Source organism: Bacillus sp. FSL K6-3458, assembly GCF_038005045.1.
Lineage (GTDB): Bacteria > Bacillota > Bacilli > Bacillales > Bacillaceae > Bacillus > Bacillus altitudinis.
This window is the reverse complement of sequence record NZ_JBBOSI010000001.1, coordinates 2,572,273-2,592,378: the sequence shown is the minus strand read 5'-3', so window position 1 is coordinate 2,592,378 and position 20,106 is coordinate 2,572,273. Positions and strand designations below refer to the sequence as shown.

The following is a 20,106-nucleotide window of genomic DNA, read 5'->3' as shown; positions in this document are numbered from 1 at the left end:
TTCAGATGAAAGGAGCAGAAGGTGGTCATTTATTTAGATGTCATTTGGCTGTTAAACTTTTGTTTTGATCTATTGCTGCTCTTACTCACGGCATTTATTCTCAAACGACAAGTGAAAAAAAGGCGATATATGTTAGGAGCTCTCATTGGATCGAGCATTGTTCTCTTGCTCTTTACGCCATTTGCAATGATTGTGTCGCATCCTTTAGGTAAACTGCTTTTTTCTGTCTTGATCGTGCTTGGAACCTTTGGCTTTCAAAGATTTCGTTCCTTTTTTCAAAACCTGTTTGCTTTTTACTTTGTCACATTTTTGATGGGAGGGGGCATGATCGGGGTTCATTCGTTTTTGCAGACAAATACAGTCATTCAAGATGGACTGCTTATTTCACAAAATGATGGATTTGGTGATCCCATTAGCTGGCTTTTTGTTCTCACTGGCTTTCCGGCCATTTGGCTGTTTTCAAAGAAACGATTAGGAGAGGTTGGTGCGAAAAAAAGACAATATGACGAACAAGTACTTGTGGAGATACACATTCAAGGAGAAACAATCCGCTTAAATGGTCTGGTCGATTCTGGAAATCAGCTGTATGATCCATTGACGAAAACACCTGTCATGATCGTCCAGCTCGATCAGCTCACATCTATTTTCGGAGAGCCATTTATAGAAAAAATGAAACAGTTTCATCCTGTTGAAGTGATGCAAAAGCTCGATGACCATTTTCCGCTGCTTGATCGTTTAAGACTCGTTCCGTATCGCGCAGTCGGTCATGATCACGGGTTTCTACTATGCTTTAAACCAGATACGGTCGTCCTTTATACAAAAACGCATATGATCCAGCCAGCGAAGTGTTTTGTTGGGATGAGTCTAAGTGGATTATCAGCAGATCAGGAATTTCAATCCATCATTCATCCAGAGATGTTAGACGGAAAAATGATACAAGGGGTGTCGTAGTTTTTTTGTGATGTCTTTTATCTTACGAAGTCAACTGGACATTTAGAAGGGAGAAGAAGATGAAAAAATTAAAATTTAAACTCACTTACTACTGGTATAAACTCCTCATGAAGCTAGGGCTAAAGAGTGATGAGATTTATTATATTGGTGGAAGTGAGGCACTGCCTCCGCCATTATCAAAGGATGAAGAACAAGAATTGCTCGTTAAATTACCAAAAGGTGATCAAACAGCAAGAGCCATTTTGATCGAAAGAAACTTGCGATTGGTCGTTTATATCGCAAGAAAATTTGAAAACACAGGCATTAATATTGAGGATTTGATTAGTATCGGAACGATAGGACTCATCAAGGCAGTAAATACGTTTAATCCAGAAAAAAAAATCAAACTGGCCACATATGCGTCTAGATGTATTGAAAATGAGATTTTGATGTATTTGCGCCGAAATAATAAAATCCGTTCAGAAGTATCGTTTGATGAGCCGCTTAACATTGACTGGGACGGCAATGAATTGCTTTTATCAGATGTTCTTGGGACAGATGATGATATTATCACCCGGGATATTGAAGCAAATGTCGATAAAAAATTACTGAAAAAAGCGTTAGAACAATTAAACGATCGTGAAAAACAGATCATGGAACTGAGGTTCGGTTTAGTTGGCGGTGAAGAAAAAACCCAAAAAGATGTTGCCGACATGCTTGGTATTTCTCAGTCCTATATTTCAAGGCTCGAAAAAAGAATTATTAAACGATTGCAAAAAGAATTTAATAAGATGGTCTAAAAAATTTTTTTTGAAAGCTTTATCCCTGTACTGTCAAAGGGATCACCATTTTTTCACATATTTCTCGTCATAGACCGTGCATATTTTTCCATCCCACGGAGATACTGAACTTTGTACAACAGCTCCTGTAGGGAGGGAAAAAAGTGTCCAGAAATAAAGTGGAAATCTGCGGAGTCGACACCTCCAAACTGCCTGTTCTGAAAAACGACGAGATGAGAAAATTATTCAGACAGCTGCAAGATGAAGGTGACGATACAGCAAGAGAAAAGCTAGTCAATGGCAATTTGCGGTTGGTTTTAAGTGTGATTCAGCGTTTCAACAACAGAGGCGAGTATGTTGATGATCTCTTCCAAGTAGGCTGTATCGGATTAATGAAATCAATTGATAATTTTGATTTAAGCCACAATGTCAGATTTTCAACTTATGCGGTCCCTATGATCATAGGAGAAATCCGTCGATACTTGCGCGATAACAACCCTATCCGGGTGTCTCGTTCACTAAGAGATATTGCCTATAAGGCGCTTCAAGTTCGTGAGAGACTAATTAGTGAGACAAGCAAGGAACCAACGGCAGAAGACATTGCCAAAGTGTTAGAAGTCCCTCATGAGGAAATTGTTTTTGCCCTAGATGCCATTCAAGATCCTGTTTCTTTGTTTGAACCGATTTATAATGACGGAGGAGATCCGATTTATGTGATGGATCAAATTAGTGATGAACGGAACAAAGATACACAATGGGTAGAAGAATTGGCCTTAAAAGAGGGAATGCGCAGATTGAATGATCGAGAAAAAATGATTCTTCGCAAACGCTTCTTCCAAGGTAAAACACAAATGGAAGTGGCAGAAGAAATCGGCATTTCTCAAGCACAAGTATCAAGGCTTGAAAAAGCAGCAATCAAACAAATGAATAAAAATATTTTTTAAAGCCGCCGCTAATGTGCGGCTTTTTTCATTCTTTTTAGAGAACCCATCTGTAGTATTGACTCTGTTATTTTTTTCATTTAATCTGTTTTTAACAAATGTTATTTAAAATATCATTTGTGAGGGAATAGAGAAGCGGAAAGAAGGGTTATTATGACATTCCATGATGAAAGAAGGCTGCTCATTAAGGTTGCGCATATGTACTATGAAGAAGGCGCCACTCAATCTAAAATTGCAGAAGCTGTTGGGGTTAGCCGTTCGCTCATATCGAAATATTTGGCAAAAGCACGTGAAGCAGGAATCGTGGAAATCATTATTCATGATGAAGTAAATCAACAATATGGTTCGTTAGAAAGAAAAATAGAGCGAAAATACGGGCTGCGAGAAGTCGTGTGTGTGGAATCTCTCAGTCAAGAAACAACAAAAAGTAGAATAGGAGCTGCGGCTGCGGGCTTTTTATTAAAAGTCATGAAGGATGGACAAGTCATCGGTTTTTCATCAGGGACAACCTTGCATGAAATGGCGAAAGCGCTTACGTCTGTTCAGCATTTTCCATCTGTGACATTTGTTCCGCTTGTCGGAGGCGTCGGAAATGAAGATGTTGATATTCATGCCAACTATATTATTGGAAGATGCTCAGAAGCACTCAAATCCAAATGTGAGTTTTTACATGTGCCTGTCATGCTTGATACGAAAGAAGCGAAAGATGTACTCATTAGACAGCCGTCGATTAAAAAAGTCATTGAATTAGGAGAATCATCAAATATCGCGGTCGTAGGAATAGGCGGGGTTCCGCAACATTCAACGATGGTGAAATCCTATATGACAAGTGGTGAGGAAGATATCCTGCAAGCGAAAGATGTCGCGGGTGACATTTGTTATAACTTTATTGATCATAAAGGTGAAGTGTATCCGCATCCGTGGAACGACCGGGTGATGGGGATCAGTCCTCTAAAACTGAAAGAGATCCCTCTTGTGATTGGTGTCGCTGGAGGAGAAGAGAAAATTGAAGCGATCAGGGCAGCGTTAGAAGGTGGATTAATTCATGTGTTAATTACAGATGAACAAACCGGAGATGCCCTATTAAAGTAACTACCTAAGCCGATTAGGTAGTTTTTTTGAGTCTTTAGACTCAAAAAGATTGAGAATTTTATCGATTTTATCTTGACACAAAGTTGACACATCATATAAACTAAGTTCATAACAAATGATAAATAAAATAACAAATGTTACAAGAAACGGATTTTTGTTAATTTTTATAACATTTGTTAAAAGTTTCAGATTATTTTTCTAGCAATCTATTGTGAAGCAAGAAAACCTGAAAGGATGATTTAGATGTCAATTTATCAACAATTGTTAGCACGAGAACGCAGCGGAGATCCAATCAAAGTTGGGATTATCGGGGCAGGCCAAATGGGGTTTGGACTCATTTCACAAATTTCTAAAATTCCAGGCATGATTGTCGCAGGTGTTTGTGATATTCATCTTAGTGCAGCTGAGAAAGCAGCGAATTTTTACAAGCAACATGCGAAACCACATCAAATGGTCGTCACAAATGATTACAGAGAAGTGATTCAATCAGATTCTGTGGAAGTTGTTGTGGATGCAACAGGTGTTCCAGAGGTCGGAGCAAACATTTCTTTGGAAGCGCTTAATTCAAAAAAACATCTCGTTCTTTTAAATGTAGAAGTCGATATTACGATCGGTTTGGTCATGCATAAATTATTCACGAATGCAGGACTTGTTTACTCTGGATCAGCTGGAGATGAACCAGCAGCAACGCTAGAACTATACGAATTTGCAAAAACAATGGGGCTTGAAGTATTGGTTGCTGGGAAAGGTAAGAACAACCCATTCTTCCCAGAAGCAAACCCAGATACGTGTAAAGCTGAAGCAGATAGTAAACATATGAGTGCCCACATGCTAGCAGCATTCCAAGACGGAACAAAAACGATGGCAGAAATGAACCTATTAAGTAATGCAACAGGACTTTTGCCTGATAAAGTCGGCATGCATGGAGTAGAAGCGAATTTAGAAAATGTAGCAGATAAATTAAATCAAAAACAGCAAGGCGGCGTACTGGATAACTTCGGAGTCGTTGAATATGTAAACGGACTGGCACCAGGTGTCTTTGTCATCGTCAAGAGTGATCTTGAGCCAGTAGATGAAGAACTTCGCTACTTAAAAGTTGGAAAAGGTCCTCACTACACACTGTATCGTCCTTTCCACTTAGCAAGTCTTGAAACACCAGTGACGATCGCAAAAGCAGTCTTACAACACGATTCTTCAATCCATCCAATTGGTGTACCAGTATCAGAAACTGTCGCTGTGGCGAAAAGAGATATTAAAGCAGGAGAAACACTTGATGGTATTGGCGGATACTCCGTAAGAGGTGTACTTGAAACACATCAAGACATGAAAGCGAACGGCCACATCCCAATTGGCTTAATCAGCGGAAAAGTGGTAGCGAAAAAAGATATCAAATTGGGGCAATTCCTATCTCATGATGATGTAGAACTTGATGCAAGCACAACGGTCTGGAAGCTGCGTTCATTACAAGATCACTTATTTCAATCATAAGGACGTGAGGCTATGGAAAAATTAGCAATCGTACTTTGTATCATTTTGATTGTGCAGTATGGTTTATCGTTTATTCAAATCAAGTACTACCGCAAGAGCATGGATTCACTGATTGACGACTATAAAGGGAAACAAGGCTATCACTTGTTTTCAGGAATGGAGCGGCGCAAATTTGGTCCTGGAGCCATTGCGCTCATCATTGTCGATGAATCATACATCATTCAAAAGTGTCATGTGCTGGGTGGCGTCTCGATTTTGTCTAAATTTAAGGAACTGCCTTCCTATGAAGGAAAACATGTGGGGGCTGTGCTTGATGAGCATCACATGATGAAACAAACATTGAAAAAGCGCAAAAGGGGACCAGCTCTCATGCAAGCACTCTCCATGGCAGCGGAGCAGGCGCTTGTCTCGATTTCTAAAAAAAATATAACAAATGTGAACTAAGAAAGGGGAGATGAAACATGGAATGGATTCAATGGTTTGGAGAGCACTTTATCGGGATGTTTGAAGCCGGCGGAAAGCAGTTCATGGGTCTTGTTACAGGTATCGTTCCAACGCTTGTTGTGTTACTTACTTTCACTTATGCTGTCATGAAGTTTATTGGAGAAGAGCGAGTGAATAGAGCGATTCAGTTTGCAGCGAAATATACCATTTTGCGCTATACGTTAATGCCGATCTTATCCGTTCTTATTTTGACAAACCCAATGGCTTATACGTTTGGCCGCTTCTTACCTGAAAAACAAAAACCAGCATTCTATGATTCAGCTGTTTCATTTGTTCATCCGGTGACATCGCTGTTCCCGTATGCCAACGCAGGAGAACTGTTTGTCTACTTAGGAATTGCGAACGGGATTAAAGAAGCTGGATACTCTATGTCAGAGCTGGCTGTTCGTTACTTCTTAGTCGGGATCGTTGTCATTTTACTTCGCGGAATCATTACGGAATGGATCACAAAGTACTTAGCAGGAAAAATGAAAGCGAATTCACAATAGGGGAGGGTTAGACATGACAAACCACAAAGTATTTGTTGCAAAAGGTGCTGGCGGATGGGGAAAAGGATTAGAGCTTGAACCAACCGGTAAAAGAAGAAAGGTCGTTTCCATTACAGGAGGAGGCATTCACCCAGTTGCACGTAAAATTGCAGAAATGACAGGGACAGAAGCATGTGATGGCTTTAAAAATTCTATACCAGAAGATGAAATGATGTGTGTTGTCATTGACTGCGGAGGAACAGCGCGAATTGGGCTTTATCCAATGAAACGCATTCCTACTGTCGATGTGCTAGCATCCTCTCCTTCTGGACCGCTTGCAAAACACATTACAGAGGATATCTTCGTATCAGGTGTCACAGAAAAAGATATTTCCTTTGCTGAAGCATCTGATAGTGAAGGGAATGTAGAAGGTCAAGAAAGCAGCGGCCCAATTGACAAAGAGAATTTCAAAGAAACCTATTCAAAATTGAAAGAGGAAAATATCGAACGTCAAGAAAAAGGGAATTTCCTCATGAGATTCTCAAGAGGAATCGGAAAAGTAACCGGCACATTCTATCAAGCTGGTCGTGATTCTGTTGATATGCTCCTTAAAAACATTATTCCATTCATGGCCTTTGTCAGTATGTTAATTGGAATTATCAATTATACAAAAATCGGTGATCTGATTGCCCATTTCCTTTCACCTTTGGCAGGATCTTTATGGGGGCTCTTACTGCTCGTTGTTGTCTGTACCTTACCGTTCCTATCGCCTGTCTTAGGACCTGGGGCAGTCATCGCACAAGTCATCGGTGTACTGATTGGTAGTCAAATTGCACTAGGAAACATTCCGCCTCAATTTGCTCTTCCAGCACTGTTTGCGATCAACGGTCAAGTAGGGTGTGACTTTATCCCGGTTGGGCTATCACTTGGTGAAGCGAAGCCGGAAACGGTACAATATGGGGTACCAGCTGTTTTGTATAGCCGTCTCATTACAGGCGTTCTATCTGTTGTGATCGCATACGTTGCCAGCTTCGGTATGTATTAAACGTATTAAAGGAGGAATCGAGATACATGGTAACACAATCTGTCGTAAAAGAAATTGGGATCTTAGTCCCGCAGTTTAAAGAAGATAAGCTGATTGTTTTATTTGGACCAGCAGCGCCGCAGGAATTAAGAGATATGTCTGTCATTCATGAGTTTGAACACTTAGAAGAAGAGCCGCTGAAATTAGGCGGAACGATTCAAGTGGGCGACCAAACTTATACCATTACTGCTTTAGGCAATAAAGCAAATGACAACTTTAAGGAACTCGGCCATATTTCGATCTACTTCCAAGAGCCGTTTGATGATGTATTACCGGGAGCTGTCTTTGCATCCCCACATACGTTTCCTGATATTAAAGAAGGCGTACGAATTGAAATTTCGTAACCATGGAAAAAAGCTGTTCCTTATAGGGAGCAGCTTTTTTGCGTTAGGTTTACTGATTGAAACATTTGCGATATGCTGTAGACGTTATTATTTGTATATTCAGAATTTTTATTCAGGGGGAAAAGATCGTGTCGCTTGACTTGAAGGATGTTTCTTTAAAACGAAATGGAAAATGGCTGCTTCGTTCTATTGACTGGCAGGTGAAAAACCAGGAACACTGGGTGCTTTATGGTTTAAATGGTGCTGGGAAAACGGCTTTATTAAATATGCTTTGCTCATATTATTTTCCAACGTCAGGTGAGATGACGGTGTTAGGCCATGTGTTTGGCAAGGAAGCGCTTGGTGAAAAACTAAGGAAGAAAATTGGTCTCATCTCTGCTGGTCTTGAAAAGAAGCTGCACAGAGATGACAATGCATTTGAAATTGTTTTGAGCGGGGCATTTGCTTCCATCGGACTTTATGAAACACCGACAGATGAGATAAGAGAGAAGGCGATTGATTTATTAAAAACATTTGGCTCGTTTCAATATGCCAATCGCACGTATGAAACCCTGTCGCAAGGAGAGAAACAAAAAGTGCTCATCGCAAGAGCTTTAATGAATGATCCGAAGCTTCTGATCTTAGATGAACCTGTGACGGGTCTTGATTTTTTAGCAAGAGAACAGGTGCTAGAGACGATCTCATTGATTGCATCAAAACCAGATGCGCCCACATTGCTCTATACGACCCACCATGCAGAAGAGATTCTCCCGATTTTTCAGCACACCTTATTATTAAAAGAAGGTACTGTTTTTCATAAAGGGGAGACAAAGCAGATGATGACAAGTGACTTGCTTTCTTCCTTTTTTGAATGTCCAGTCGAAGTCATGTGGCAAAACGGCCGCCCTCACTTAAGTAAATTGTAGATAAGAGAAACTATTGGTCTGCTTCCCTGCTTTTCCATCATACATATTATAGTAGAAAACGAAAGGCGGGGAAGGACAGATGATCAGTATTTCTGAATTCCAAATCAAGGATGTTGTCGATGTGTCCAGCGGAAAAAAATTAGGTACTATTGGAGACATCGATATCAATGTCACGAGCGGTAAAATACAAGCGATTATCATTGGCGGTACAGGTAAAATGATGGGATTTTTCGGAAAAGAAGAGGAAATGATTGTCCCGTGGCGAAATATAGTAAAAATTGGCGAAGATGTGATACTTGTCCGTTTGTCTTCTTAATTTGTGTAAATTCCTCAACTAATAGATCAAATTTTCCTTAAAAACAACCTCTCCATTCTCAGCAATCAATGTCTTTTTCGGGTAAAAAGATTACGTTTTCATATCAATTTGAAAAAAAACCTGTAGAAAGGGCACATTTGAGTGTAATATTTAATGAATCCCACTAACTGTCTTAGCAGGTCTTGTGGTAAAATAGGAGCGATATAAAGAGAGATGAATGAAAGGTGGGAGGCAGCTTTGATAGACAAATATGACCCCTTTCAGCAGAAATCACCTGATGCAATGCTGATTCATGATTGGACGAACATGACATGTTCTGGAAAAGAGATATTGGCCGGTTTTACGACAAAAAATGGCGGCTTTAGTCTTTCTCCATATCAATCAATGAACACTGGACTCCATGTAGGAGATGATGCTTCTAGTGTCCAAATGAATCGTCAAGTCATTGCAGACGCTACTGCTGTGCCGCTCTCTAATTGGGTGTTTGCTGACCAAACACACGAGGATCGCATCATGAAAGTCACGAAGGAACAAAAGGGAAGAGGAAGTCTTCAGTATGATGAAGCACTCTCTAGAACAGATGGTTTATACACCTCTGAACCAAACATCATGCTCGCTCTTTGTTTCGCTGACTGTGTTCCGCTTTATTTTCTAGCTCCGCAATCTGGGCTGATTGGAACGGCTCATGCCGGCTGGAAAGGAACCGTCAAACAAATTGGCGCCAACATGGTTGATGCATGGGTTCGCCAAGAAGGCGCTGATGCCGATCATATACAAGTCGTCATTGGACCATCCATTGGCAGCTGCTGCTACATAGTAGATGATGTTGTCATAGATCAAGTGAAACAGCTTCCTTTTTCAACAGAGGATGTGTATTCCGAGATGTCACAAGGACAATACAAAATTGACTTAAAAACACTAAACAAAAACGTATTACTTCATGCAGGATTAAAAGAAGAAAACATACATGTCAGTTCGATGTGCACAAGTTGCAATGAGCAGCATTTCTTCTCACACCGGCGTGATCAAGGGAAAACAGGACGTATGATGTCTTTTGTCGGGTTTAAGGAGGCATAAGTGCAATTGAATGTACGAGAGAATCTCAGACAAATAAATGAACAAATAAACGAAGCATGTAAAAGAGCAGGTAGACATCCAGACGATGTATCGGTTGTCGCTGTCACAAAGTATGTCTCGATTGAACGAGCATTAGAAGCCAAGGATGCCGGAATTTTGCACTTTGGTGAAAATCGTGACCAAGGGTTACTTGAAAAACAGGCAGCCATAACCGATGAAAACATTAGCTGGCACTTCATCGGCAGTTTACAGACGCGAAAAGTGAAATCTGTCATTCAGACCATTGACTACTTACATTCGCTAGACAGAATGTCTCTTGCGAATGAAATTGAAAAAAGAGCGGATCACACGGTTCGCTGTTTTGTACAGGTGAACACATCACTTGAGGAGTCAAAACACGGCTTACAAAGCGAAGACGTGATTCCATTTGTCAAACAGCTCGCTGATTTCAAACATATTGAAATTGCTGGACTCATGACGATGGCTCCATTTACAGATGATCATACTGTGATACGAAACTGTTTTAAAACATTAAAAAGCCTTCAACAAGAGGTAAAACAACTGAACCAAGTAAATGCACCTTGTCAGCATTTATCGATGGGCATGTCAAACGATTTTGAAATCGCAATTGAAGAAGGTGCGACATTTGTTCGGATTGGCTCTTCACTTGTTGGAAATGAAACAGGAGGTGCGTGACATGAGCATAAAAAATAAGTTTAAAAGCTTCTTCACACTCGATGATGAAGAGTATGAGTACGAATATATTGATGAAGAAAGAGAACCAGCACAAGAAGAAAAAAACACAAAAGATAAAGCGGCATTTCAAGAGCGTCCTCAGGCAGGAAAACAAAATGTCGTCAGCTTGCAAAGCGTGCAAAAATCCTCTAAAGTGGTGTTAAGTGAGCCGCGTGTTTATGCAGAGGCACAGGAGATTGCAGATCATATTAAAAATCGGCGTGCAGTCGTCGTCAATTTGCAGCGCATTCAGCACGATCAAGCAAAGCGAATCATCGACTTCTTAAGCGGAACGGTTTATGCAATCGGTGGAGACATTCAGCGTATTGGCTCGAATATATTCCTCTGCACTCCTGATAATGTGGATGTATCTGGCACAATATCAGAGCTATTGACAGAGGAAGAACCTCAGAGGTGGTAAACCAAAGTGACTCTATATTACATTTTCCAGTTTCTACAGACTGTATTAACGATTTACTCATTCGCGATCATTATTTACATCTTTATGTCATGGGTACCATCTGCAAGAGAAACAGCGATTGGCCGCTTCTTGACAAACATTTGCGAACCGTATTTAGAACCATTCCGTAAAATTATTCCGCCAATTGGCATGATCGACATCTCGCCAATTGTGGCATTGCTTGTGATTCGTTTCGCATCATTGTATGGACTAACTGGTCTTTATAATATGATTGTTCGATTCATGTAAACAGGCTGCCGGGCTTGGCATCTGCCAGGCTCTTTTACATAAAAGGGGAACAAAATGAGCGATATTTATCAACATTTTAGAAAAGACGAACAGCCATTTGTCGACCAAGTATTAGGCTGGAAAAACACCGCACTCGATCAATATCGAATGAAATTAACAGACTTTCTTGATCCGCGTGAGCAGTTCATTACCCAGTCCGTGATTCAGCATTCTGATGAACTGGGTCTCATGTTTTTTGGCGGGTATGAGGAAGCAGAGCGGAAAAGGGCTTTGATCTATCCTGACTATTTAGCACCGACCATACAGGATTTTGAACTGACTTATTTTCAGGTGAACTATGCGAAAAAGTTTATTTCTATAGAACACCCCAACCTTCTCGGTTCGCTCATTGGGACAGGCCTGAAGCGTCAAAAATTCGGTGATTTGTTGTTTTCAGAGGACAACGTGCAATTTATTTGTACAAGCGATGTTGCCGATTTTGTTCGGGCTCAGCTGACGCATGTCGGCAGAGCATCTGTTTCATTAGAGGAAATCAGCAAGGCAGATCTTCAGCCAGTCATCAGCAAAACCGATATCAAAGAAGATACGATTTCTTCACTGCGGCTTGACGCTGTATGTGCTGCTGTCAGCCGTCAGTCTCGGCAAAAAGCACAGCTTTTGGTCAAAAATGGTCTTGTCAAAGTAAACTGGAAAGTCACTGAAGACCCTTCCTTTACAATTGGTGAAGGTGATCAGCTCTCTGTCAGGGGATTTGGCCGCTTTAGCTTAAAAACAATTGATGGGAAGACGAAAAAAGATAAATTCAAAGTAACATTTGAGCTTCTGACATAACGAATTTGAATCTGGAGGTGGCAAGAGTGCCATTAACACCTAATGATATTCATAATAAAACGTTCACAAAAAGTTTTCGCGGCTATGACGAAGATGAAGTAAATGAGTTTTTAAGCCAAGTACGTAAAGATTACGAGATCGTACTTCGCAAAAAGAACGAGCTTGAAGACAAAGTCAACGAGCTTGATGAAAGACTAGGCCATTTTGCAACAATTGAAGAAACATTAAACAAATCCATTCTTGTGGCGCAAGAAGCAGCAGAAGACGTGAAGCGTCATTCTGATAAAGAAGCGAAATTGATCATTCGTGAAGCTGAGAAAAATGCAGACCGTATTATCAACGAAGCGTTATCAAAATCAAGAAAGATTGCAATGGAAATCGAAGAGCTCAAGAAACAGTCGAAAGTCTTTAGAACTCGTTTCCAAATGCTCATCGAAGCTCAGCTTGATCTTCTGAAAAATGATGATTGGGATCATTTGCTGGAATATGAAGTTGACGCTGTCTTTGACGAAAAAGAATAAGCGCATCACCTTGACATGACGTGCTCATGTTGCATATAATACCATCATAAATTAACAAGAGATAAACGTTTGAAAGGGACACTCGCAGCGGTTACATGCGTAATAAAGCGAATCAGGGACGGTGGAAGCCTGACATTACGAAACGCTGCAATGAGATCACCCCTTTAGTTCCTTTTCTGAAATGAATGAGTAAGAAAAGGCGTCAGATCACGTTACGATTTTAGAGTGGATAAGCGGCAATTTCAAAGCGCTTGTCTAAAAGGGTGGTACCGCGAGACAAGCCTTCTCGTCCCTTATGGGATGAGAGGGCTTTTTTTATTGTTTTTTAATACGAATTTGCATGTGGAGGAATAGGTATGAACTACAAAGACACCTTATTAATGCCAAAAACAGAATTCCCGATGAGAGGGAACTTGCCGAACAAAGAGCCTGAAATCCAAGAGGAGTGGGCAGAAAAAGACATCTATCAAATGGTTTTAGAGCGGACAAAAGGACGCCCGACCTTTATTTTGCATGATGGACCTCCATATGCGAATGGTGACATTCATATGGGGCACGCACTCAATAAAATCCTCAAAGATTTTATTGTCCGTTTTAAATCAATGAATGGATTCCATGCACCGTACGTACCGGGCTGGGATACACATGGCTTACCGATTGAAACAGCCCTTACGAAAAATAAAAAAGTCAAACGCAAAGAAATGTCGACAGCAGAATTCCGTAAACTATGTGAGGAGTATGCATGGAAACAAATCGAAGGTCAGCGCAATCAGTTTAAACGTTTGGGCGTAAGAGCAGACTGGGATAATCCATATGTGACATTGAAGCCTGAATACGAAGCGCAGCAAATTCTTGTCTTTGGTGAAATGGCGAAAAGAGGCTATATTTACAAAGGTCTTAAGCCTGTTAACTGGTCTCCTTCAAGTGAATCAGCACTTGCTGAAGCAGAAATTGAATACAAGGACAAACGTTCACCATCGATTTACGTATCATTTAAAGTGAAAGATGGCAAAGGCGTACTTGAAAACGGCGAGCAGTTCATCATCTGGACAACAACACCTTGGACACTTCCTGCAAACCTTGGCATTTGTGTACATCCAAACCTAGAGTACAGTGTGCTTCAAGTGGGTGCTGAGCGATATGTCATCGCATCTGAGCTAGTTGAACAAGTGGCAAAAACACTTGGCTTTGAAGAGTACGAAGTTGTGAAAACCTTAAAAGGTAAAGAATTAGATAAGGTCGTTGCAGCACATCCAATTTACGATAGAGATTCTCTTGTGATGCTTGGCGATCACGTCACAACAGATGCAGGAACAGGCTGTGTTCACACAGCGCCAGGTCACGGGGAAGATGACTTTATCGTAAGTATGAAGTACGGTCTTGATGTGTTATGTCCAGTAGATGAAAAAGGTGTGATGACAGAAGAAGCACCTGGTTTTGAAGGAATATTCTACGAGGATGCCAATAAAGCCATCACAGAACAGCTTGAAGCAAAAGGCGCATTGAAAAAGCTCGACTTTATCACGCACTCCTATCCGCATGACTGGAGAACGAAAAAACCAACAATTTATCGTGCAACTGCTCAGTGGTTTGCTTCCATTAAAGATTTCAGAGAAGCGCTATTAGATAATATTAAAGAAACGAAATGGGTTCCAGCTTGGGGCGAAACGCGCCTGTTCAATATGGTGCGTGACAGAGGTGACTGGTGCATTTCAAGACAGCGTGTATGGGGCGTTCCAATCCCAGTCTTCTATGCTGAAAATGGTGAGCCAATCATCACAGATGAAACGATTCAACACGTCTCTCAATTATTTAGAGAACATGGCTCGAATATTTGGTTTGAAAAAGAAGCAAAAGAATTATTGCCTGAAGGCTTTACACATCCAGGCAGCCCGAATGGTGAATTTACGAAAGAGCAAGATATCATGGATGTATGGTTTGATTCTGGTTCTTCTCACCAAGCGGTATTAGAAGAACGAGATGACCTGGTTCGTCCGGCAGACCTTTACCTTGAAGGTTCTGATCAATATCGCGGCTGGTTTAACTCATCTTTATCTACAGCAGTTGCAGTCACTGGAAAAGCGCCATATAAAGGTGTTCTCAGCCATGGCTTTACGCTTGATAAAGAAGGACGCAAGATGAGTAAATCATTAGGCAATACGATTGATCCGACGAAAGTGGCGAAGCAGCTTGGTGCGGAGATTCTTAGACTTTGGGTATCTTCTGTCAACTATCAAGCCGATCATCCAGTGTCTGACGACATTTTAAAACAAGTCGCAGAAGTTTATCGTAAAATCCGTAACACGTTCCGCTTCTTGCATGGTAACCTGTTTGACTTTGATCCAGCAGTCAATGCAGTACCAGTCGAAGAGCTTCGCGAAGTGGATCAGTATATCTTAATCAAATTAAACAAATTGATTGATAAAGTGAAAAAAGCTTATGATGATTACGAATTTGCGGTTGTCTATCATGCCATCCACAACTTCTGTACGATTGAGCTTAGCTCTTTCTATCTCGATTTTGCAAAAGATGTGGTATACATTGAGCATGCGGATCATCCAGACCGCCGCAGCATGCAAACGGTTTTCTATGAAACATTAATGGCGTTAGTGAAGCTAACAGCACCAATTCTTCCGCATACAGCAGATGAACTATGGAGCCACTTAAGCTTTGTTGAAGAGCCAAGTGTTCAGTTAACAGATATGCCAGAAGGTGTAGCTGTTCCTCAAGCAGAAGCGACAGAAGTGAAGTTTGACCGCTTTATGGAAGTACGTGACGATGTGCTAAAAGCGCTGGAAATTGCGCGTAATGAGAAAGTCATCGGACGTTCACTTGAAGCGAGTGTGACCCTTTATGCAACAGAGGAAGTGAAAAACCTTCTTGCATCCATTAAAGAAGATGTGAAGCAGCTCTTTATCATTTCTGAGTTAACAGTAGAAGATGAGAAGCATGCAGACGCATCAGCGCCTGAATACACATCAGGACGTATTGTTGTTCAAAAAGCAGAAGGCGAACTGTGCGAACGTTCCCGCATTATTTCAAAAGATGTTGGCGCAAATCCAAAATACCCAACATTGTCGCTCAAAAATGCTGAAATCGTGGAGAAATATTACCAGAATTAACAGCGTGATATCACCAACTAGCGCCCCGCATATAGCGGGGCGTTTTTGATATAGAGAAAATGACAGCGTTTAGAACGAAAGGAAAAATCTTATGGCTTTAAAGTGAACAGGCGGGGCAACAATATGATTATCACGACAGGGCAGGAGTTGAAACAGCGACATGAATGGCGATCTAGAGACGATTTACATGGAACTCCTTCAAATGAGAGAAGAACTGCAATCGAAACTGTTTGAATATGCATCATTGCGTTCACCCGCTGAACATGTCACGTTCGATCAAGCAAAAACGACCACGCTTCTTTATCACATTAAAGAAGAACTGCAAGATGTTTCGCTCGCGATTGCAAAAATTGAACAAGGAACTTATGGCATATGCGAGGCGACAGGGCATACAATGCCTATTGAACAAATGAGTATTCTTCCGACTGCTCGTACGACTGACGACTTTTTATATCATAAGCAATACGAGAAAAAAGCATTCACCCCTTATCCTTATGAATCAAACGATTCTCATTTTGAAGCCTTCCACATGTAGGGAGGTTTTTGTCTGTCAACTAAAGTTTCTTTACTCCATCCTGTTTTCTTGATAAAATGCATAAAGACCAAAGTATGAAGATGGAGGAACGTGTGTGTTCTATTACATAATCGCATTCGTGATAATTTGTTTAGATCAATTAACAAAATGGCTCATTGTCAAACATATGATGCTCGGTGATTCTATTCCTGTGATTGATGGCTTCTTTTACATCACATCCCACCGAAATTCAGGAGCCGCATGGGGGATTCTCCAAGGACAAATGTGGTTTTTCTATGTGATCACACTCGTTGTTATTGCAGGAATTGTTTATTATTTGCAAAAACATGGACAAAAGGACAAGCTACTTGGCGTAGCGCTTGCCTTAATGCTTGGCGGAGCAATTGGAAACTTTATTGACCGTATTTTCCGTCAAGAAGTGGTTGATTTTGCTCATTTCGTATTTGGGGATTATCATTATCCAATCTTTAATATCGCAGATTCCTCTCTATGTGTGGGGGTCATTCTGCTCTTTATTCAAATGCTGTTAGATGGAAAGAAAAATAAGGAGTCAACTACATGAATCAAGTAAACATTGCCGTTTCAGAAGAACAAACGAGTGAACGGCTTGATAAATTTTTAAGCACAACTGAACCAGAATGGTCAAGAACCCAAGTCCAGCAGTGGGTGAAAGATGGGCTCATCGAAGTAAATGGAAAACAAGTGAAGGCCAATTATAAAGTACAAGCTGGAGATCAAATCAAAGTAGAAATTCCAGATCCAGAAGCACTAGATGTAGAAGCGGAATCAATGGATCTTGATATTTATTATGAGGATGAAGATGTACTAGTGGTTAATAAACCAAGAGGAATGGTCGTTCATCCAGCACCAGGACATGTGACAGGTACTCTTGTCAATGGCCTCATGGCTCATTGCAATGATTTGTCAGGCATTAATGGTGTGATGAGACCAGGAATTGTCCACCGGATTGATAAAGATACGTCAGGGCTTTTAATGGTCGCAAAAAATGATATGGCGCATGAATCACTCGTCAATCAGCTGGTGGCGAAAACGGTCACTAGAAAATACACAGCCGTTGTTCATGGCATCATTCAGCATGATACTGGAACGATTGATGCACCAATTGGTCGAGACAAAAAAGATCGCCAAAGCATGACGGTCACAAAAGAAAATGCAAAGCAGGCGGTCACTCATTTTGATGTGATGGAGCGCTTTAAAGACTTTACCGTTGTAGAATGCCGCCTTGAAACAGGAAGAACCCACCAAATTCGTGTTCATATGAAATACATTGGCTATCCGCTTGCAGGAGATCCAAAATATGGCCCGAGAAAAACTGTTGATTTCAATGGACAACTGCTGCATGCAGGCGTGTTAGGATTTGATCACCCTAGAACAGGAGAATATATGGAGTTTACAGCTCCAATTCCAGCTGATATGCGGGGCTTTATCGATTCATTAAGAAATAACGATTGACAGGCCGTTCTTTTTTTGAAATAATAAACGAAGAAATTGAGATTCTTTAAAACAGTCCAGAGAGGCTGAGAAGGATAACGGATCAATTTGTGCACGAGTATGCACAAATGAGCGCCCCTCTCTGCCCTTTGCAGAAGGGGCTTTTTATTTGTCAAAAAGAGGTGTAAAAGATGGAACAAAAAGCAGTTATTCTTGATGAACAAGCGATAAGACGAGCGCTTACCCGTATTGCACATGAAATGATTGAGCGCAACAAAGGGATGAAGGATGTCATCCTGGCCGGGATCAAGACAAGAGGTATTCATCTTGCAAAGCGCCTTGCAGAGCGCATCGAGCAAATAGAAGGAAACCCCGTGACTGTGGGTGAACTGGATATTACGCTATACCGTGATGACCTGACAAAAAAGACAGAGAATCAAGACCCGCTTGTCAAGGGTGCAGACATTCCAGCTGACATTAATGACAAAACACTCATTGTTGTGGATGATGTTCTGTTCACAGGTAGAACGGTGAGAGCAGCTATGGATGCGCTTGTGGATGTAGGAAGACCATCTTCCATTCAGCTGGCTGTTTTAGTCGACCGGGGACACCGGGAGCTGCCGATTCGGGCAGATTATATCGGAAAAAACATCCCGACATCAAAAGCAGAGACAGTCATGGTTCAGCTCAATGAAGTAGATCAAAACGACCTTGTCGCTATATATGAAAAATAACCTTTTTAAATGCATTCCAGAGAGTTTGCAAAGAGGGCAATAACAGAGACACCGAGCACACGACTAAAGTGACGTGTACGGTTTTTCTAGGCCTCTTTGCGCATACTCGCAAAGAGGCTTTTTTAATGAAATAGGACACATCTAGGAGGAAAATCATGAGTCAGCAAAAAGCCAATTTAGGCATTCGAGATATCCCAAAACCGTTCACATGGCTGTCACTCAGCCTGCAGCACTTGTTTGCCATGTTTGGTGCAACCATTCTTGTACCAAAGATCATTGATATGAGCCCAGCCGTTGCGCTCATCTCAAGCGGGGTTGGAACCATTGTGTACTTAATCATCACAAGAGGGCAAATTCCGGCGTATCTTGGATCGTCCTTTGCCTTTATCGCCCCTATCTTGAATGTAAAAGCCACCGGCGGCCCAGGAGCCGCAATGGTAGGTGCCTTTATGGCGGGTGTGGCATATGCACTCATCGCATTATTTATCAAATGGCTCGGCACAGGCTGGCTAATGAAGCTTCTGCCGCCTGTCGTTGTAGGACCCGTTATTATGGTCATCGGACTCGGACTCGCTGGAACAGCTGTTAACATGGCGATGTACGTGGATCCAAATGCAAAGGAGCTTGTTTACAGCCTGAAGCATTTAATGGTTGCAGGCTTCACGCTCGCTGTCACCATTATTAGTATGATCTTCCTAAGAGGATTCCTTAGCTTGATTCCAGTCTTAATCGGCATTATCAGCGGCTACCTTTTTGCTTTAACACAAGGCATTGTGAACTTCCAGCCGGTCATTGACGCAAAATGGTTTGCTGTACCAGACTTTGTTGTGCCATTTGTCGACTATACACCTGCTGTGACCTTAAGCATTCTCACAGTGATGGTGCCGGTTGCCTTTGTGACCATGTCTGAGCACATCGGCCATCAAGTCGTGTTAAGCAAAGTTGTTGGACAAGATTTTATTAAAAAGCCAGGTCTTCATCGCTCCATTTTAGGAGACAGTGCGGCGACAATCTTCGCTTCACTCATCGGCGGACCTCCAACAACGACTTATGGAGAGAACATTGGCGTCCTTGCGATCACAAGAGTGTTCAGTATCTTCGTCATCGGCGGAGCAGCGGTGTTTGCGATCTGCTTCGGCTTTGTTGGGAAAATTTCAGCATTAATCAGTACAGTACCGTCCGCGGTTATGGGGGGCGTTTCGTTCCTGCTCTTTGGAATCATAGCCTCAAGCGGACTGCGAATCCTGATTGATCATAAAGTGAATTTTGAAGAAAAGCGCAATCTCATTATCGCATCAGTCATCTTAGTCATTGGAATTGGCGGGGCATTCATTGAGGTGAAACAAATCAATCTGACGCTGTCAGGAATGGCACTCGCTGCCATTACTGGCGTCCTGTTAAACCTGATTCTGCCGCATCAGAAGGCAGAAGATGATGAGTCAAATGAATCGAATACTGAAAACCTTTTAAAAGAAGTCCAGTGAGGCTGACAAGGGTTCTAAACGGAGCAGAACGTGCGAAAGCACCCCTGCTTCTTTTG

23 protein-coding genes and 1 other annotated feature are annotated in these 20,106 nt (G+C 41.5%); all 23 genes read left to right on the top strand.

Going from position 1 to position 20,106, the window contains the following annotated elements:
- Positions 1-21 precede the first annotated feature (21 nt).
- Entirely contained in the window at positions 22-951 is a 930-nt protein-coding gene (gene spoIIGA, locus MHH23_RS13710) for a sigma-E processing peptidase SpoIIGA (RefSeq protein WP_017367198.1), read from the top strand.
- A gap of 59 nt (positions 952-1,010) precedes the next feature.
- Positions 1,011-1,730, top strand: coding sequence for an RNA polymerase sporulation sigma factor SigE (sigE, locus tag MHH23_RS13705; protein WP_007499746.1), 720 nt, complete (start codon positions 1,011-1,013; stop codon positions 1,728-1,730).
- 143 nt (positions 1,731-1,873) lie between these two features.
- Positions 1,874-2,653 carry an RNA polymerase sporulation sigma factor SigG gene (gene sigG / locus MHH23_RS13700; RefSeq protein WP_003211879.1) on the top strand — a complete coding sequence of 260 codons (780 nt, stop codon included), beginning with the start codon at positions 1,874-1,876 and terminating at the stop codon, positions 2,651-2,653.
- A gap of 150 nt (positions 2,654-2,803) precedes the next feature.
- Positions 2,804-3,742: a sugar-binding transcriptional regulator gene (locus MHH23_RS13695; protein WP_024720314.1), complete on the top strand. Its 939-nt coding sequence runs from the start codon at positions 2,804-2,806 to the stop codon at positions 3,740-3,742.
- Between the two features lie 243 nt (positions 3,743-3,985).
- Positions 3,986-5,230 (top strand): NAD(P)H-dependent oxidoreductase, encoded by a 1,245-nt coding sequence (locus tag MHH23_RS13690; protein ID WP_007499740.1) that lies wholly within the window; start codon positions 3,986-3,988, stop codon positions 5,228-5,230.
- Between the two features lie 12 nt (positions 5,231-5,242).
- Entirely contained in the window at positions 5,243-5,674 is a 432-nt protein-coding gene (locus MHH23_RS13685; protein WP_335364589.1) for a transcriptional regulator GutM, read from the top strand.
- 17 nt (positions 5,675-5,691) lie between these two features.
- On the top strand, positions 5,692-6,222 hold the full coding sequence (gene srlA, locus MHH23_RS13680) for a PTS glucitol/sorbitol transporter subunit IIC (protein ID WP_003210918.1): 531 nt from the start codon (positions 5,692-5,694) through the stop codon (positions 6,220-6,222).
- 13 nt (positions 6,223-6,235) lie between these two features.
- The gene (srlE, locus tag MHH23_RS13675; protein WP_024720315.1) at positions 6,236-7,246 is read left to right on the top strand and encodes a PTS glucitol/sorbitol transporter subunit IIB; all 1,011 of its coding nucleotides are present in this window, start codon (positions 6,236-6,238) and stop codon (positions 7,244-7,246) included.
- A 26-nt stretch (positions 7,247-7,272) separates the two neighbouring features.
- Positions 7,273-7,629: a PTS glucitol/sorbitol transporter subunit IIA gene (locus tag MHH23_RS13670; protein ID WP_007499733.1), complete on the top strand. Its 357-nt coding sequence runs from the start codon at positions 7,273-7,275 to the stop codon at positions 7,627-7,629.
- Positions 7,630-7,757: 128 nt separating this feature from the next.
- Positions 7,758-8,534: an ABC transporter ATP-binding protein gene (locus tag MHH23_RS13665; RefSeq protein ID WP_019743283.1), complete on the top strand. Its 777-nt coding sequence runs from the start codon at positions 7,758-7,760 to the stop codon at positions 8,532-8,534.
- Positions 8,535-8,613: 79 nt separating this feature from the next.
- The gene (locus MHH23_RS13660) at positions 8,614-8,850 is read left to right on the top strand and encodes a YlmC/YmxH family sporulation protein (RefSeq protein WP_008344958.1); all 237 of its coding nucleotides are present in this window, start codon (positions 8,614-8,616) and stop codon (positions 8,848-8,850) included.
- A gap of 213 nt (positions 8,851-9,063) precedes the next feature.
- Positions 9,064-9,927, top strand: coding sequence for a peptidoglycan editing factor PgeF (gene pgeF, locus MHH23_RS13655; RefSeq protein WP_034647880.1), 864 nt, complete (start codon positions 9,064-9,066; stop codon positions 9,925-9,927).
- A 6-nt stretch (positions 9,928-9,933) separates the two neighbouring features.
- Positions 9,934-10,623, top strand: a complete 690-nt coding sequence (locus MHH23_RS13650; protein WP_026050091.1) for a YggS family pyridoxal phosphate-dependent enzyme — start codon at positions 9,934-9,936, stop codon at positions 10,621-10,623.
- A gap of 1 nt (position 10,624) precedes the next feature.
- Entirely contained in the window at positions 10,625-11,083 is a 459-nt protein-coding gene (gene sepF, locus MHH23_RS13645) for a cell division protein SepF (protein ID WP_017359354.1), read from the top strand.
- 6 nt (positions 11,084-11,089) lie between these two features.
- Positions 11,090-11,371, top strand: a complete 282-nt coding sequence (locus MHH23_RS13640) for a YggT family protein (protein WP_024720319.1) — start codon at positions 11,090-11,092, stop codon at positions 11,369-11,371.
- 54 nt (positions 11,372-11,425) lie between these two features.
- Complete coding sequence (locus MHH23_RS13635; protein ID WP_340959669.1) at positions 11,426-12,202, top strand: YlmH family RNA-binding protein; 777 nt, start codon at positions 11,426-11,428, stop codon at positions 12,200-12,202.
- A 26-nt stretch (positions 12,203-12,228) separates the two neighbouring features.
- On the top strand, positions 12,229-12,723 hold the full coding sequence (locus MHH23_RS13630) for a DivIVA domain-containing protein (protein ID WP_008344947.1): 495 nt from the start codon (positions 12,229-12,231) through the stop codon (positions 12,721-12,723).
- Between the two features lie 59 nt (positions 12,724-12,782).
- Positions 12,783-13,020, top strand: a binding site (T-box leader).
- A gap of 59 nt (positions 13,021-13,079) precedes the next feature.
- Positions 13,080-15,845 (top strand): isoleucine--tRNA ligase, encoded by a 2,766-nt coding sequence (gene ileS / locus MHH23_RS13625; RefSeq protein WP_159145664.1) that lies wholly within the window; start codon positions 13,080-13,082, stop codon positions 15,843-15,845.
- Positions 15,846-16,005: 160 nt separating this feature from the next.
- Entirely contained in the window at positions 16,006-16,380 is a 375-nt protein-coding gene (locus MHH23_RS13620) for a TraR/DksA family transcriptional regulator (RefSeq protein WP_008344944.1), read from the top strand.
- A gap of 94 nt (positions 16,381-16,474) precedes the next feature.
- A complete protein-coding gene (gene lspA, locus MHH23_RS13615; RefSeq protein ID WP_008344942.1) occupies positions 16,475-16,942 on the top strand; it encodes a signal peptidase II in 468 nt (155 codons plus the stop codon).
- Positions 16,939-17,853, top strand: coding sequence for an RluA family pseudouridine synthase (locus MHH23_RS13610; RefSeq protein ID WP_007499719.1), 915 nt, complete (start codon positions 16,939-16,941; stop codon positions 17,851-17,853). Before lspA ends, MHH23_RS13610 begins: the two co-directional genes overlap by 4 nt.
- A 170-nt stretch (positions 17,854-18,023) precedes the next feature.
- Positions 18,024-18,566: a bifunctional pyr operon transcriptional regulator/uracil phosphoribosyltransferase PyrR gene (pyrR, locus tag MHH23_RS13605; protein ID WP_007499718.1), complete on the top strand. Its 543-nt coding sequence runs from the start codon at positions 18,024-18,026 to the stop codon at positions 18,564-18,566.
- A 155-nt stretch (positions 18,567-18,721) separates the two neighbouring features.
- The gene (locus MHH23_RS13600) at positions 18,722-20,050 is read left to right on the top strand and encodes a uracil-xanthine permease family protein (protein WP_045034243.1); all 1,329 of its coding nucleotides are present in this window, start codon (positions 18,722-18,724) and stop codon (positions 20,048-20,050) included.
- Positions 20,051-20,106 lie beyond the last annotated feature (56 nt).